This window comes from Vibrio sp. ABH4_348 (assembly GCF_056159765.1).
The window spans coordinates 2,324,933-2,340,709 of sequence record NZ_JBSWVW010000001.1 but is presented as its reverse complement, the minus strand read 5'-3'; the positions used below and the strand labels follow the sequence as shown (position 1 = coordinate 2,340,709).

13 protein-coding genes are annotated in these 15,777 nt (G+C 44.7%); 11 read left to right on the top strand and 2 right to left on the bottom strand.

Annotated elements, in window-relative coordinates; all coding sequences use genetic code 11:
• Window positions 1-12: 12 nt before the first annotated feature.
• The 6 genes from ACXAFJ_RS10705 (at window position 13) to deoD (ending at window position 5,776) form a co-directional block, all read left to right on the top strand.
• Window positions 13-789, top strand: a complete 777-nt coding sequence (locus ACXAFJ_RS10705) for a TatD family hydrolase (protein WP_475323329.1) — start codon at window positions 13-15, stop codon at window positions 787-789.
• 204 nt (window positions 790-993) lie between these two features.
• A complete protein-coding gene (locus ACXAFJ_RS10700; protein ID WP_475323328.1) occupies window positions 994-2,277 on the top strand; it encodes a NupC/NupG family nucleoside CNT transporter in 1,284 nt (427 codons plus the stop codon).
• A gap of 212 nt (window positions 2,278-2,489) precedes the next feature.
• On the top strand, window positions 2,490-2,663 hold the full coding sequence (locus ACXAFJ_RS10695; protein WP_475323326.1) for a XapX domain-containing protein: 174 nt from the start codon (window positions 2,490-2,492) through the stop codon (window positions 2,661-2,663).
• A gap of 180 nt (window positions 2,664-2,843) precedes the next feature.
• Window positions 2,844-3,623: a deoxyribose-phosphate aldolase gene (gene deoC, locus ACXAFJ_RS10690; RefSeq protein ID WP_475323325.1), complete on the top strand. Its 780-nt coding sequence runs from the start codon at window positions 2,844-2,846 to the stop codon at window positions 3,621-3,623.
• A 37-nt stretch (window positions 3,624-3,660) separates the two neighbouring features.
• Window positions 3,661-4,989, top strand: coding sequence for a thymidine phosphorylase (gene deoA / locus ACXAFJ_RS10685; RefSeq protein WP_475323323.1), 1,329 nt, complete (start codon window positions 3,661-3,663; stop codon window positions 4,987-4,989).
• A 61-nt stretch (window positions 4,990-5,050) separates the two neighbouring features.
• Window positions 5,051-5,776, top strand: a complete 726-nt coding sequence (deoD, locus tag ACXAFJ_RS10680; RefSeq protein WP_475323322.1) for a purine-nucleoside phosphorylase — start codon at window positions 5,051-5,053, stop codon at window positions 5,774-5,776.
• 68 nt (window positions 5,777-5,844) lie between these two features.
• Here deoD and ACXAFJ_RS10675 read toward each other — a convergent pair whose 3' ends face one another.
• Window positions 5,845-6,459: a YtjB family periplasmic protein gene (locus ACXAFJ_RS10675; protein ID WP_475323321.1), complete on the bottom strand. Its 615-nt coding sequence runs from the start codon at window positions 6,457-6,459 to the stop codon at window positions 5,845-5,847.
• A 179-nt stretch (window positions 6,460-6,638) separates the two neighbouring features.
• On the opposite strand from ACXAFJ_RS10675, the gene serB reads away from it, so the two are divergent.
• Window positions 6,639-7,619, top strand: a complete 981-nt coding sequence (gene serB, locus ACXAFJ_RS10670) for a phosphoserine phosphatase (protein WP_475323320.1) — start codon at window positions 6,639-6,641, stop codon at window positions 7,617-7,619.
• Between the two features lie 49 nt (window positions 7,620-7,668).
• Here serB and ACXAFJ_RS10665 read toward each other — a convergent pair whose 3' ends face one another.
• Window positions 7,669-10,011 carry a PilZ domain-containing protein gene (locus ACXAFJ_RS10665; RefSeq protein ID WP_475323318.1) on the bottom strand — a complete coding sequence of 781 codons (2,343 nt, stop codon included), beginning with the start codon at window positions 10,009-10,011 and terminating at the stop codon, window positions 7,669-7,671.
• A gap of 273 nt (window positions 10,012-10,284) precedes the next feature.
• On the opposite strand from ACXAFJ_RS10665, the gene radA reads away from it, so the two are divergent.
• The 4 genes from radA (at window position 10,285) to ACXAFJ_RS10645 (ending at window position 15,666) form a co-directional block, all read left to right on the top strand.
• Entirely contained in the window at window positions 10,285-11,667 is a 1,383-nt protein-coding gene (radA, locus tag ACXAFJ_RS10660; RefSeq protein WP_475323317.1) for a DNA repair protein RadA, read from the top strand.
• A 121-nt stretch (window positions 11,668-11,788) separates the two neighbouring features.
• A complete protein-coding gene (locus ACXAFJ_RS10655; RefSeq protein ID WP_475323316.1) occupies window positions 11,789-13,435 on the top strand; it encodes a sensor domain-containing diguanylate cyclase in 1,647 nt (548 codons plus the stop codon).
• A gap of 102 nt (window positions 13,436-13,537) precedes the next feature.
• Window positions 13,538-14,755, top strand: a complete 1,218-nt coding sequence (locus ACXAFJ_RS10650) for a mechanosensitive ion channel protein MscS (protein ID WP_475323314.1) — start codon at window positions 13,538-13,540, stop codon at window positions 14,753-14,755.
• A complete protein-coding gene (locus tag ACXAFJ_RS10645; protein ID WP_475323313.1) occupies window positions 14,752-15,666 on the top strand; it encodes an HAD family hydrolase in 915 nt (304 codons plus the stop codon). The genes ACXAFJ_RS10650 and ACXAFJ_RS10645 overlap by 4 nt, the downstream gene beginning before the upstream one ends.
• The last annotated feature ends 111 nt before the right edge of the window (window positions 15,667-15,777 follow it).

Here is a 15,777-nt window from a genome sequence, read left to right as displayed (position 1 = left end):
AGGAGTGTTCAGTTGCTTATAGATACCCATTGCCACCTCGATTTGTTGGAGAAATCCGGAGTGGATCTCAAATTAACAATTCAAGAAGCAGAGCGAGTTGGCGTTCACGAATTTTGGTTACCTTCGGTCAATCAAGATAATTGGCAGCGTGTTTCTGATATTAGTACCGACTATTGCAATGTGCGTCCTGGCTATGGATTGCACCCGGTGTTTTTAAGTGGTGATATCCATCAAGATATGCAATCGCTAGAAAAGCTTGAGCAACTGTTGTCCGCTGGTGAGTTGACTGATCCCGTTGCGATAGCTGAGTGCGGACTAGACTTTTTTATTGAGCATAGTGACCGAAGTTATCAAATTGATATCTTAAACTTACAGCAACAGATGGCGAATACATTCAATTTGCCAGTTTGGTTGCATTGCCGCAAAGCACATAACGAATTGATTCGAGAACTCAAAAAGATACCGGTTAAACGAACAGGTATCATTCATGGTTTTACTGGTAGCTATCAGCAAGCCAAACAGTACGTTGATTTGGGGTACTTTATCGGCGTTGGTGGCAGCATTACCTACCCAAGAGCCAATAAGACTCGTCAAACCTTCGCTAAACTTCCTGAAGACTGTTTGGTTTTAGAAACCGATTCTCCTGATATGCCAGTTTCTGGTTATCAGGGGCAACCTAATACACCCAGCCAAATCCCGACTATCCTAAAAGTGTTAAGTGAGTTACGAAAACAAGAAATTTCCTATTTGAGTAATATCCTCACGAACAATGCAAGAAAAGTCATTTAATCGTTTGCGCAAACGCTAAAGTGCAAGTGTTTTGTTTTATTTATGCGATTTATGTCTTGTAAATGATTTGTGTGTGAATTATTGGTTACATGTATTTGTGAACTTTGTACTGTTCTAAACTTATACGACCAGTATAATGGCGCCGCTTTTTGAGCTCCATTTTGGAACACGCCAATTCGAAATTTTATAAGGAAGCCATAAACTATGAGCCTGTTTATGAGCCTAGTCGGTATGGTTGTGCTGATAGCGATCGCTGTTGCACTTTCATCTAACCGCAAAGCTATTAACCTACGCACTGTAGGTGGTGCCTTCGCGATTCAATTCGCGCTGGGTGCGTTTGTACTATATGTGCCTTGGGGCCGTGATCTATTGAACGGTTTCTCTTCAGGCGTTGCTAACGTTATCAACTACGGTAACGACGGTACGTCTTTCCTATTCGGTGGTCTTGTTTCTGACAAGATGTTCGAAGTATTTGGTGGCGGCGGCTTTATCTTTGCCTTCCGCGTTCTACCAACTTTGATCTTCTTCTCAGCGCTGATTTCCGTGCTTTACTACCTAGGTGTTATGCAATGGGTCATCCGTATTTTGGGTGGCGGTCTGCAGAAAGCTTTGGGCACTTCACGCGCAGAATCTATGTCTGCTGCAGCAAACATTTTTGTTGGTCAAACTGAAGCACCGCTAGTTGTGCGCCCATTTGTACCTCGCATGACTCAATCTGAGCTATTTGCGGTAATGTGTGGTGGCCTTGCGTCTGTTGCTGGTGGTGTACTAGCGGGTTATGCCTCTATGGGTGTACCTCTGGAGTACTTGGTTGCAGCCTCATTTATGGCGGCACCGGGTGGTCTATTGTTCGCAAAGATCTTGTTCCCTGAGACAGAAAAGCCTGCTGAAAACATCGAAGAAGCACTAGATGGCGGCGCTGATAAGCCAACTAACGTGATTGATGCAGCTGCTGGCGGTGCGTCTGCTGGTTTGCAACTTGCTCTTAACGTAGGTGCGATGCTGATTGCATTTATTGGTTTGATCGCACTTATCAACGGCATCTTAGGTGGTGTTGGCGGCTGGTTGGGTATGGAAAATCTAACTCTAGAATTAATTCTAGGTTGGGTATTTGCACCACTTGCATTCCTAATCGGTGTACCTTGGGCTGAAGCGACTACCGCTGGTTCATTCATCGGTCAGAAGATCGTTGTAAACGAATTTGTAGCTTACTTGAACTTCACGCCATACCTAGGTGAAAACGCGCAAGTTCTAGCAGCAACAGGTGAAGTTATGTCTGAAAAGACAGCAGCAATTATCTCATTTGCCCTATGTGGCTTCGCAAACCTTTCATCTATCGCAATCTTGCTAGGTGGTCTAGGTAGCCTTGCTCCAAACCGTCGCTCTGATATCGCGCGTATGGGTGTGAAAGCGGTTGTTGCGGGTACACTATCTAACTTGATGGCTGCAACCATCGCCGGCTTCTGTTTGAGCTTAGCGGCTCTATAAGTTTTCCCTTAACTTAAAGAAGCAAACAAACTGAGACCTTAGCCCCGCAGTCAAATTTACTGTGGGGCTTTTTATTTTGAGATACAAACCGTTTGCGCAGATCAGATTGCTACAGCTTATGAGTCAATCCCTATACTGTAGTGAGCAACCAATAACCAAGTTATGTTAGTGGTTGAAGGATTTATGTGCACTTCGGTGTTAAAGGAAGCAATATGAGCGAACTAATACTCGCAACACTGGCTGGAATCGCAGTCGGTGTGCTATTTTCGGCAATCAAATTGCCATTACCTGCACCACCAGTGTTACCTGGTGTGATGGGTATCGTTGGTGTCTACCTAGGAGGGGTGGGATACCAATGGATAATGGAAACGTTTTTTACTCGCTAAAAAGATTTTGGCGATTTGCACTCATAAACCTTGAGTTTATGTAACTGGCTAACAAGCCGAGTGCGGTGACAAGGAATGCAATTGACCAAACGGTCGAGTCTTCAGGGAACCAAGTCCGTTCAACGAACCAACCACAATTTGTGGGTTGGTCGTAACAACCTAAATTGATCGGAGATACAAATGAATCAACTACAAACTGCGGCGTTGCGTGCGCTTAAATTAATGGATTTAACCACACTAAATGACGACGACACTGATGCAAAGGTGATAGAGCTGTGTAAAAACGCCAAGTCACCTGTCGGCCAGACCGCAGCGATCTGCATTTACCCTCGTTTTATTCCTGTTGCGCGTAAAGCACTTAAGGAGCAGGGTACCCCTGAAGTTAAAATTGCGACTGTTACCAATTTCCCGCACGGTAACGACGATATTGAAATCGCAGTAACTGAAACTAAAGCAGCGGTTGTTTATGGTGCCGACGAAGTTGACGTGGTGTTCCCATACCGCGCGTTAATTGCCGGTAATGAAGACGTTGGCTTTGAATTAGTAAAACAGTGTAAAGCAGCGTGTGGTGACAATGTTCTACTTAAAGTAATCATTGAAACTGGCGAACTAAAAGAAGAAGCCCTAATCAAAAAAGCATCAGAAATTGCGATTAAAGCCGGCGCTGATTTCATTAAAACGTCTACTGGTAAAGTGCCTGTGAATGCGACGCCCGAATACGCACGAATGATGCTTGAAGTCATCCGTGATATGAACGTGGCAAATTCTGTTGGCTTTAAACCCGCTGGTGGTGTTCGTACTGCTGAAGATGCAGCGGAATACTTAGCTATGGCCGACGAAATCTTAGGTGATTCTTGGGTTGACGCTCGCCACTACCGCTTTGGTGCATCAAGCTTGCTGACTAACTTGTTAAACACACTCGAGGTAACGAAAGACGTTGCAGATCCTTCTGCTTACTAATCTGAGCAAATCAGAAAATACGTAAGGAGAGAGTGTGATGTTCTTACCTCAAGAAATTATTCGCAAAAAACGCGATGGCTTAGTGTTGTCGTCTGAAGAAATTCAGTTTTTCATTCAAGGTGTTGCCAAAAACACAGTGTCTGAAGGGCAAATTGCCGCTTTTGCAATGGCGATTTACTTTAACGAAATGACGATGGACGAGCGCATCGCATTAACGTGCGCAATGCGTGATTCCGGTATGGTCCTCAATTGGGATCATATGGATTTTGGCGGACCCGTTGTCGATAAACATAGCACCGGTGGTGTTGGTGATGTTATTTCATTGATGCTTGGTCCAATGGTTGCGGCCTGTGGTGGCTTTGTTCCGATGATTTCCGGCCGTGGGTTAGGGCACACGGGCGGAACTTTGGATAAGCTAGAGTCAATCCCTGGCTACAACATCACCCCAGATAATCAAACCTTTGGCGAGCTTGTTAAACAGGCTGGTGTGGCGATTATTGGTCAAACGGGTGATTTAGCACCCGCAGATAAACGTGTCTACGCCACACGTGACGTTACTGCGACTGTCGACAATATTTCACTCATTACCGCATCGATTCTGTCGAAAAAGCTCGCCGCAGGGCTTGATGCTTTGGTCATGGATGTGAAAGTTGGCAGCGGTGCATTTATGCCGACTCAGCAAGCTTCTCTTGAACTGGCTGAATCAATCGTGGCAGTTGCCAATGGTGCCGGCACTAAAACGACGGCAATTCTGACAGATATGAATCAGATATTGGCGTCGTCGGCAGGTAATGCACTTGAAGTGGTGGAAGCGGTGAAGTTCTTAACGGGCGAATACCAAAATCCAAGACTCAAAGAAATCACCATGGCGTCATGCGCCGAAATGTTGATTTTGGGTGGCTTGGCTCCCGATGAAGCGACGGCAAGACAAAAATTACAATCTGTACTAGATAACGGAAAAGCAGCAGAGCGATTTGCATTGATGGTCTCGGGCTTAGGTGGTCCAAACGATTTTGTTGAAAACTACCAAAGCTATTTGCCTACCGCATCGGTCATCAAACCTGTTTATGCTAATCATGCTGGTGTGTTAACCGCGATGGATACCAGAGCGCTCGGTATGGCTGTGGTTGAGTTAGGCGGCGGCAGACGAACGCCACAAGATAGTATTGATTACGCCGTGGGCTTTGATCAATGTGCAGTGCTTGGGCAAAACGTTGATACGCAAACGCCATTGGCCTGGGTTCATGCTCAAAGCGAAGAGCAATGGCAAAGCGCCGCAACCGCTATCCAGAGTGCAATGCAGATTGGCGATACCTACCAACAGACGCCGGATGTATATCAGTACATTCGCGAGCAAGATATTTAAATTGAACATGCCAATGCCTTGAAAAGCGGTATTGGCAATATTAAAGAAATAGGAATGAAAAATGGCAACTCCACATATTAATGCAGAAATGGGCGACTTTGCTGATGTAGTACTAATGCCAGGTGACCCACTACGCGCACAATACATTGCAGAGAACTTTTTAGAGAATGTTGAAAAAGTTTGTGATGTTCGCAACATGTACGGTTTCACCGGTACTTACCAAGGCCGTAAGATCTCGGTAATGGGCCACGGTATGGGTATTCCTTCATGCTCAATTTACGCGACAGAGCTAATCAAAGATTACGGCGTGAAAAAAATCATCCGTGTTGGTAGCTGTGGCGCAGTAAGCGAAGATATCAAGGTTCGCGATGTTGTGATTGGTATGGGCGCTTGTACTGATTCAAAAGTAAATCGCATCCGTTTCAAAGGTCATGATTTTGCAGCGATTGCAGATTACCGCATGGTGAAAGCAGCAGAAGAAGCAGCGACGGCGCGCGGTATTGACGTAAAAGTGGGCAACCTGTTCTCTGCTGAACTGTTCTACACGCCAGATCCAGAAATGTTTGATGTGATGGATAAGTACGGCATCGTTGGAGTTGAGATGGAAGCTGCTGGTATTTACGGAGTTTGTGCTGAATACGGTGCAAAAGCTCTGACAATCTGTACTGTTTCAGACCACATCAAAACGGGTGAACAAACCACTTCAGAAGAGCGTCAAAACACCTTCAATGAGATGATTGAAATTGCTTTGGATTCAGTTCTTCTAATGGATAAAGCGGAAGCATAATCGTACTAAATTGAAAAGCGCCAGGTACTGCTGGCGCTTTTTTTTGGAAAAACTGGCTAGTTGTTTATCTAGCTTTCTACCGCAGCGTTCTTCAGCAGTACATTTTCAACTTTTTGTTTTGGCTTACGTCTTACAACAAACATAAACACTAAGCCAGACAAGAAACTGATGACCACCATGGTATAAAGGTAACGGTCGCTTTTGCGGTAGTAGTGGTTAGAGGTCGCGGTTACTTTGCCAGTTTCAAAGGTGACTCTGACAAACCCGATAATGTTGTTTTCGTAGAATACGGGTTCTACTAATTGCTGGCGGCCAATTCGAGCGGTTTCTAATGGGGTATCTAAACCCAAGATCTCACGCACACCAACCGCTTCTTCACTAGACGCAAGTCTCACCCCTTCCGAGTCATACACAGTGGCGTCAAACACCAGCGCATCTGATGCCAACTGGTTGGTGAGAGCTAATAATCGCTCTTGGTCTTCCTGCTCAATCATCGAGCTGGCTGACAATGCAGCTTGAGAAATGAGAATTTTGGTTAGTGTCTCTAACTGGTTGGCTTGAATTTCTTCATTACCCTTGGTGATTTTGACACTGTTTATACCAATGGTAACCACGGCACCAATTAACAACATCATGGCCATAAGACGAGCGACCACTCGAAATGAAAATAGAGATGTCTTCATGATGGTGATTATTACCCCTGATCGCTTAGCGCATATTGGTCTAGTCTAACACACGAAACGCCGTGGTTATCATTGATGAAATCTTGGCTGGTTTTTCAACGTGAAGCCATATTGCTGCTTGCTATTTGAAATTGCAATAGGTTAACTTGTACGCCTAATTTTAAGAGGAATGTCGTTACATGGAAAAGTCTGCATCATTCGCAATTAGGCGCAGAACAACGTTGAGCAATCGTTTTCCTGAGCAGAGATTGGCAACCAATCTTGATAAGCGAAATGCGAGTTGGATGGTTTATGCACCGTATTTATCGGCTCAACAGTTTGAAGATATGGATTTCTTCACTGGGGAGTTTCACCAGATATTGGATTGTTGGGCGGTAGGCCAATACGAAGTCGCGCTAATGGCTGGCCAATTGACTACCGAACATGAAGTGATTCTACAAAATTTAAATTTAGACTACGCATCATTGGCGGAAGTCCCGGATCTTAATAAGCCCGGTCTCGCACTGTTTGATATGGACTCAACCGTGATTCGCATGGAGTGCATTGACGAAATTGCAAAACTTGCGGGTGTGGGTGATGAAGTCGCTGAAGTGACTGAACGCGCAATGCAAGGTGAGTTGGATTTTGAAGAAAGCTTGCGCACGCGAGTCAGTAAGTTATCTGGTGCTCCTGAGTCCATTTTGCAAGAAGTGCGCGAGTGTTTGCCACTTATGCCCGATTTACAGAAAATGATGGCAACCTTACAAGCGTTTGGCTGGAAAACTGCGATTGCTTCTGGCGGTTTCACGTACTTCTCGGAACATTTGAAAGACTTACTCAACCTCGATTTTGCCCAATCAAATCTGCTTGATATTCAAGAAGGCAAATTGACGGGTGAAGTGATTGGCGACGTTGTCTCGGCCCAAACTAAGGCCGACATTCTTCAGCAATTGGTTGACCAGTATGACATTGAGCTTCACAACACCGTTGCCGTTGGTGACGGTGCAAATGACTTGTTGATGATGCAAGCGGCAGGTTTAGGTGTGGCTTATCATGCTAAACCTAAAGTGGAGCAAGAAGCACAAGTTGCGATTCGTCACGCTGGTTTAGGTGGATTGATTTGCATCTTGTCAGCGCAACGGGCAAAACAACAAAAAGTCAGTTGGCAACAGACTCCTTAATTGGATGCGATTGCGATTTAGGCTAAAAACCGAGCTTGCGCTCGGTTTTTTATTGGGTTAGCTGCAAGCGAATTAACACTTCTTCGGTAATATCAATTACTTCGCCATAGCCCAACAAGGTGCCGATCTCTTTTTCCAACTTTTTAGCATTGTGCAAGCTAATCGGTGCGAGCTCTTGAATGTCTTTTCTCAACAAAGAGGTCCAAGGATCAAAGACAGGTACACCGGAGATTCGCAATACATAAAACTCCCCCAAGTCTTGGGCATTTTTAATAAAGCCAATTCGCTCTTTTAATGATTCAAATTCGCTAAAGAGCTTAGTTTCGACCGATTGAATACGCGACCCAAATTTCATAATGCCAATATACACATCGTGATAGGTTGGCACCGCAGCTTCTACTCGCTTCATTGGTTGCGCGAGCAGTGTGTTACTGCGCCCTTTGTATATAGGATCGAGCGAGAACTTGTCTTTAGGGCCTAGCTTGGCAAACGGGATCAACGAATCGGGAAGCGGATATTGAACCCCCAAGATTCTTGGTTTAATACTCGGACCGCGTTTCTCCATAAATAGCGGCCAACAAATATTGCGTCGCAATAAGGTGTCATGCAGTCCCTCGAGAAGATCATCACTTGGCAGCGCTTCACGTTTGGCAACGAGTTTTTTCTTGTTGTGTTCGATCAGGCGATTAAAAAAGTGAATGATCTTGTTGTTCTCTTTCCCTTCTTCGATCAAGAGTTGTACCCGTTGACCATTGTTAGACACGCGAATAATTTCGTAACTAATTGCCGACATGGGCAAGTTTTTGTCGTAGAGCTGCATTTCCAACAGGTTGATGGTCGCTAAGCAGTTTGCCGGTCCTTTATAGGGAGTTTTCAGTGCCACCAAAAGTCCGTGCTTAGATATGTCTAGGGTTTGCCCTTGGTATACCGAATCATTTGCAGTGATTTCAATTGGGGAGTTGAACTGATATCTAGGTTCTTTGCGCCGGGATTTAGCATCAAAATACAAACACAGTGGTTCATCGCCAGCTGCCCGAGTATGCCTAAATGGATTAAGCTCGGAGCTTGGTAGTCGAGGTTTTTCGGTAAGCAAGTAATCGTGAGCCGATGAAGTGTCGGCGATTTCTTGCAAGTAACCACAGTGGGTCAATCCTGCCACATTGGTAGCCAGTTCATCGCTGTGCTGGGCGAGATCTTTCTTTTCCTCATCGGTAAGCTGGAATATGGACACGCGGAATGCTCGCCACGATTCCTTTCTGGCACCTATATGCCAAAACAGCAAGCGCTGTGCTTGCGTTGCCTCTGGCATCATCATCGAGAAGAACAAGGTTTTGTCTTGATGCTCGTGAGTAAAGGAATACAACACATTGCTACTGCCACTCATCCCCGGTTGTGTGAGAATCTGCAGTCGCTGGTGGTTAAACAAAGACGTGAGATTTTGCTGATTTCTCTCGTCGTGCCAGTACTGCCAAAGTGACTTATTGTTTTCCGTCATCAAGACAATGCTCAGTTTGTCCTTACTGAAAAACAGGGGTAAATGACAACTGTGTTTTAAATAGGTGTGTTCATAGCCACGTGTACGTGCGCGAATAATTTTATCTTGATTGTCGTGTTTGGCGCGCTCTGCTTCGTTTTTGAGCGAGATTTCGATGACTTGTTCGATTTCTTGGCTGTCTTCGGTATTGATCAGTCTTAGAAATTTGACCGAGTCATTTTCCATCGAATCGTCAATACCGATAATGCGATATTGGACCGGCGCGCAAAGCAGCCCTTCTTCAGAAGACTGGGCAATTTCAATAAAGAGCACATCGACATTATCGCCCAACCGGTAATTAAATGCGGTCGGCACTTTTACCCGGGCACCAGAAGGAGAAATGTCTGAGGTGACACCATGCACCAACTGTTTTCCGGGCAGAGTAAGTTCAACTTGAGAAGAGATTTTGAGGCGGTTTTCTTTGCGCTTTAGGTCATAACCGAGTTGCAGCGGTTCAACATCAAATTCAGTGGCATCGGAAACAATTTCTTTACCGGAAGGTTTACCTCGCTGTTGCATCACTCGGAAGTTGTTTTTGGTGTTGCAAAGCGCTAACCAGACACCTTCAGTGTACCCACCGTATTTGCGAACGTTCTTGTGATATACGTTGAAGGCAACATCATCCAGCCAATGTACTAGGCCGTCTAATTGGTATTCGCGACATTCACCTTGAACACGACCTCTGAGATCTAAGGTTTTAGTACATGGAGCCATCAATTTGTTGAGCTCCATTTTGACCAGAAATTTAACCGACGGAGCCTCTCCGTCTGTCATTTGCGACAGAACGTCTTCAAAATCTTCTGAGCCGTAAGCTGGTATAAGCCTTTCGGCTAGGGAAAGAATTTCGGATTGCTCCATGGGTAGTGTGCTGTTTCCTTAAACCGACTCGCGAAAGAGTCTTCGTATACCTAAGTATATCCAACTGAAACCAAACTGCTCGGTGGAAATGACGTGTTTCCAATCGCTTGCTCGTTATGCAGCCAATTTTTATGGTAAGTGTTGCAAGCTTAAGCGATATCTAAGAGCAGCTGCTGATTGTCGATGAAAACTTCTCGTTTTTGTCGAGCTGTGATTTGGGTATAGTATCGGCCAATACTTGGAAATCTTTAACGATAAGGCAGAACTTACGGTATGGCGAAACCTAAACGAGCTTACGTATGTAACGATTGTGGTGCCGATTTCCCTCGTTGGCAGGGACAATGTAATGCTTGTGGTGCTTGGAATACGATAACCGAAGTTCGTATCGCTGCCTCACCGACGGTAGCGCGTAACGAAAGACTGAGTGGTTACGCCGGTTCGGCCACCGAATCGAAAGTTCAAAACTTATCTGAAATAGATCTACAAGATGTTCCTCGCTTTTCCAGTAATTTTAAAGAGCTGGATCGTGTGTTGGGGGGCGGGATAGTACCCGGCGCTGCCATTTTGATTGGTGGTAATCCGGGTGCTGGTAAATCAACCTTACTACTACAAACCATGTGCTTGCTCTCCGCCCAGATGCCAACCCTATACGTCACCGGTGAGGAGTCGCTACAGCAAGTCGCAATGCGCGCCTCTCGATTGGGATTACCGAAAGAGCATTTGAAAATGCTGTCGGAAACCAATGTCGATAAGATCTGTCAGATCGCGGAAAAAGAGCAACCAAAAATCATGGTGATTGACTCGATACAGGTTATGCATGTGCCAGACGTACAATCCTCGCCGGGCAGCGTGGCTCAAGTGCGAGAATCGGCAACTGCGTTAACTCGCTACGCCAAACAAAACGGGGTGTCGGTCTTTATTGTTGGTCACGTCACTAAAGATGGCACGCTTGCCGGACCTAAAGTACTGGAACACATTATCGATTGCTCGGTCTTACTCGATGGTGGAACCGATAGCCGCTATCGCACCTTGCGCAGTCACAAAAACCGCTTTGGTGCGGTGAATGAACTTGGTGTATTTGCCATGACAGAACAAGGGTTAAAAGAGGTCAGTAACCCGTCTGCCATATTCTTATCGCGAGGTGAGGAAGATACCTCGGGCAGCTCAGTCATGGTGGTGTGGGAAGGTACTCGTCCACTGCTAGTTGAGATTCAAGCCTTGGTGGATTACAGCCAGTTAGCTAACCCTCGCCGCGTCTCTGTGGGACTTGAGCAGAATCGTTTGTCTTTGTTACTTGCTGTACTTCACAAGCACGGCGGTTTACAGATGGCAGACCAAGATGTTTTTGTTAATGTCGTGGGAGGCGTAAAAGTAACTGAAACCAGTGCAGATTTAGCTTTAGTCATGGCGCTGTTATCCAGTTTTAGAGACAGAGCGTTGCCAAAAGATGTGGTGGTATTTGGGGAAGTCGGTTTGGCAGGAGAAATCAGACCGGTGCCTAGCGGGCAAGAACGACTAAAAGAAGCTTTTAAACACGGGTTTAAAAAAGCCATAGTTCCTGCAGCGAACCTTCCAAAAGAAGGAATCCGGGGGATGGAAATACACGGAGTGAAAAAACTTTCAGAAGCGGTAGAAGCTTTTGAACAAGTGACGTAACTCAAGGTGTGGTTGACTTCGTGTATTGAACATTGACTAATTCTGTTTGATTTTTGCGCGTATGGATACCGCTTTGAAATCAACAGGGACTTTTTGTTGACTAGATAAAATGAGTTTTTATTTGTTTAATAGATTTCGGCTTGGGTGGCTGATTCTGTTTACGCTTTTTGCCGGGTTGTCATTTGGTGTCCATGCATCTTTAGCAAACACCATAGTATTTGATGAGATCGAGTGGTACCAAGGTGCGCAGTCATCTTCATCGCTTGAATCGTTGACGACCAAAACATCTTTGATAGATGTGGATGCTTACCTCTCCTCACTTGATGACCTTGAAGAATTCAACCTTACTGGCGGTGAAAAAGTAAGTCGTCTTCCCTTTGTTATCAATTCAACGGGTCATTACGTCATTGATTTTAGAAACTCAGCATTGATTGGCTATTACTCTCATTTTCTATTTGATGAACAAGGGAAGCGGATAGCTGAGTTCAATGGCGGTCTTCTCAACAAAAACAATGAACGTTATTTTTTAAGACATGCTCGCGACGTAGAGTTGGTTGCGGGTAATTACACTCTTATCACCTTTCAAAAATCTCAATTTAGTATTGTTCACACTATTCCTTTCGTAGCCGAACAGGCGAACTACATAAACGAAATTCGAGTCGGTAACAGTGTTGCACTGTTGGGCTTGGGTGTGTTTTTGGGTTTGGGTTTTTACTACGTGGTGATGTGGGTAACGCGTCGGAAGCTGGTTGACCTTGCCTATGCAACTTTCATTATCGGTAATTTGATTTTTAATGCGACGACCTTGATGGTAGCTCGCGACTTGTTTTCGGTGCAAAGCTATTTTGGTGCAACTTGGCCACTTAACTTTTCTAGTATGGCGTATGTAATCTTTGCTATGTCTCTCCTATCTATAACCAAAGAGTCATCTCGGTGGTTGTGGTATATCGGTTTAGCAATTTTGGCGGTAATGGCCAGTTACTTCCCATTGTCACTACTGTCACCAGGTATTCACAACGAGTTGAACCGAAGCTCTGTGGCAATGATGACTCTGTACGGATTGGCTGCAGGTATTGTATACAGCTTGAGAGGTGAGGGCGTTGCTAAATGGTATTTGGCAGCAAATGTCGGCTTTTTCCTATTGGCGATGTTGACCATTTCACTCGAACAAATGCTGTCATTTAATACTATTTACATTGAGCATTTAGGGCTGATTGCTGTCGCTTTTGAAGTGCTTATGCTTTCTGGTGTGTTGTCCTATCAAATGAGCCAGTTAGAGCAGAGCCGCTCACAGGCACTAAGACGATCTGAAGAATCGTTACAGCTAGCATTAACAGACCCACTAACACAGTTACCCAATCGCTTTGCTATGGATAGACACTCTAAGACAGTACGGCGTGATGAGTCATTCATTTATTTGGATCTCGATGGACTAAAACAATGCAATGACAATTATGGTCACTTACTGGGAGATGAGCTGTTATTAAACTTTAGTACCAAGCTCAGTCGTGCTTTACCTGACGGTGCAACCTTGTATCGGATTTCAGGGGATGAGTTTGGTCTGTTTTACCCGACATTACTTCACGATAATGTTGTGCAAATTATTGTTAGGGTTGAAAAAGAACTGAAACAAGAATCCAATATGTTTGTTGGTGTGAGTTTTGGTTTTGCGAATCTTAGCGACCATAACTCTTGCTTTGAAGCGGTGCAGGCCGCCGATGAAGATATGTACCACAACAAAAAACTGCGGAAAGCAGCGCCGGTCTAGTTGAACTTTTGTATTAATAAAAACTTAGGTGGCCAGTGCAAAGCACTGGCTTTTTTGTATCCATACTCAGTTACTTTCTCTATTTTGCTTGTTGGATTATTTATGAAATGGAAACTAATTTGGCCAGTTTTGGCTACACTCGTTGTCCCTCTCGTCGTGGGCTTTTTTTACTATCCTGATCATTTCCCAAAAGGATTCTTGGTTTTCCCTCCCCAATTTGAAGTTGCCTCACCCAGATTCAACCTCTTCTACTTCATAGTTATGGCTCTTGCTGTTGGTTGGGCATTTTTCATCTTAGCTTTTCCCAAGTTAATGGGATTCAAACCAGGTGGCCCAAAACCTCCCAAACCCCAAAAGGCAAAGTTTCCATGGTGGTTTGGCGCTGGGTTAGTCACTACTCTTTTCTGCTGGTGGTTGATGTGGGCCAAAGATCCTAATTTGCTCCCTCTTGCGTATTACAGTTTTACCCCTCTGTGGTGGGGCTTTATCTTTGTTTTGGATGGGGCCGTTTATCGCATTAATGATGGACGCTCCATGGTATCCAAAACACCAGGCTTACTGGCGATAACGGCGGTCGTGTCATTAGTAGGCTGGAGTTATTTCGAATACTTTGACTACTTTGTTATGGAGAACTGGTACTACCCTGATGCATTTGGAACAAAATTATCCGACAAAACGGTAGTCATGCTTTATTTGATTGCCTACACCACGGTGACTCCCGTCATTATGCAGTGGTATACCTTATTGGCGAGTATTCCAGCACTTAGAGTTCGATACCAATTTGGCTATCGTTGGCCACTAAGTGGTGATGTGTTGATTTGGGGCGGATTGGCACTAATCGCTGGTGTTGTCTTTTTCCCCAACCTTCTATTTTGGGGGATATGGGTAGGGCCACTAGCCGTGATGACTGGCGTTCTACACAAAAATGGTATTTGGAACCCGATGCAAGGGATCTTAACTAATGGCAACTGGACAACAGCAGCTCTGGTTGGATTGGCATCCTTATTTAATGGTTTCTTCTGGGAAATGTGGAACTACGGCAGTGTCTTCCATTCTCAGGCAGACTACACAATTACCAATCCAAACTACTGGGTATACGATGTTCCATACATTAATTTGGACTGGCTTCACTTGCCAACCGAAATGCCTTTACTTGGCTATATGGGTTACGTGCCCTTTGGCATATTAGTATGGCAGTGCCTGATCTGGAGTGGCGTGGTCTTTGGCTTTAAAACCGACTTGTCTGCGATAACCGGTGATATTGAAGCTCGAGCCGATTCATCGGAAACGGAATCGGAAGCAAAGGAGATCGCGGTATGATGCTTAGCGCTTGGAATGCGACCGATGTTTCTCAGGATTTGCTCGAAAAGCTAAAAAAGTGGACTGATCCCAGTAGCTCTAGCTTTATACCGGACGAACGACGTTACGCAGCGTTTGATTTAGATGGCACCATTTGGTGTGAGAAACCTCACAACACAGAAGTGACATTTATTGAGTCATATTTTTCCAATCTACTTAATGACCATCAACACCAGCGTCATCACAGTAGGATTTTTGCGGCTCTGGAAAATGTGAAAAACGATATTGAATTAGGGTTTCACGACTTATTTCAATTGTTCAATGTGTTGTTTTCTCATGTCTCTGAAAATGAATATCAAGCAAAAGCCAGAGAGTTTGTCCTTGAGCACTTGCATCCGAGATTTAACGTTCCCTATCAAAATCTTGTCTTTGAGCCGGTAAGAGAAGTCCTAAATACATTGAAAGATAATGGCTTTAAAGCGTTTATCGCTTCCGGAAGTTCAAGCTTATTTTTACATGCTTGGGTTGGAGAAGTGTTAGGAATTCCTAATGAACGTGTGTTTGGCTCTAGTGTTCATCTCAGCCACCTTTTTCATCCAGTAATACTAAATGTAGGCAAAGAAAAAGTAAGGCAGTTAAGAAAACATATGCCTGTTCCACCTGCAATTGTCTTTGGCAATACTGGTGGTGATGTTGCAATGTTAGAGTGGGCCAACAGCGGCAGCATAAAGCCATTTACCGCGGTTATTCACCATGATGACGCGGAAAGAGAATACCAATATCCATTGGATCATAAGTTGAGTAAAGCGTTGCTGAAAAAACTAGATGCTACTCACGTCGTTTCGATGAAGAGTGATTGGACAAGTGTGTTTAGTATGAACTGGCAGAATACTCCGCCTTATGCTTTAGTGAAAGAGGCTTCAATAGTCTGAATTTTTGCTAAATAGTAGGTGTCCCGACGCAGGTTTGTTAGGATACAAATCCTACTATTTTGGCAGTTCCAACAAATTTTTTACTTATTGCACGCAAAGCTATCAGTCTTG

Bases quoted from the DNA above. Each gene is read 5' to 3' on its own strand.
- ACXAFJ_RS10700 (WP_475323328.1), top strand. From the start codon at position 994: ATGAGCCTGTTTATGAGCCTAGTCGGTATGGTTGTGCTGATAGCGATC.
- ACXAFJ_RS10695 (WP_475323326.1), top strand. From the start codon at position 2,490: ATGAGCGAACTAATACTCGCAACACTGGCTGGAATCGCAGTCGGTGTG.
- deoC (WP_475323325.1), top strand. From the start codon at position 2,844: ATGAATCAACTACAAACTGCGGCGTTGCGTGCGCTTAAATTAATGGAT.
- deoA (WP_475323323.1), top strand. From the start codon at position 3,661: ATGTTCTTACCTCAAGAAATTATTCGCAAAAAACGCGATGGCTTAGTG.
- deoD (WP_475323322.1), top strand. From the start codon at position 5,051: ATGGCAACTCCACATATTAATGCAGAAATGGGCGACTTTGCTGATGTA.
- ACXAFJ_RS10675 (WP_475323321.1), bottom strand. From the start codon at position 6,459: ATGAAGACATCTCTATTTTCATTTCGAGTGGTCGCTCGTCTTATGGCC.
- serB (WP_475323320.1), top strand. From the start codon at position 6,639: ATGGAAAAGTCTGCATCATTCGCAATTAGGCGCAGAACAACGTTGAGC.
- ACXAFJ_RS10665 (WP_475323318.1), bottom strand. From the start codon at position 10,011: ATGGAGCAATCCGAAATTCTTTCCCTAGCCGAAAGGCTTATACCAGCT.
- radA (WP_475323317.1), top strand. From the start codon at position 10,285: ATGGCGAAACCTAAACGAGCTTACGTATGTAACGATTGTGGTGCCGAT.
- ACXAFJ_RS10650 (WP_475323314.1), top strand. From the start codon at position 13,538: ATGAAATGGAAACTAATTTGGCCAGTTTTGGCTACACTCGTTGTCCCT.
- ACXAFJ_RS10645 (WP_475323313.1), top strand. From the start codon at position 14,752: ATGATGCTTAGCGCTTGGAATGCGACCGATGTTTCTCAGGATTTGCTC.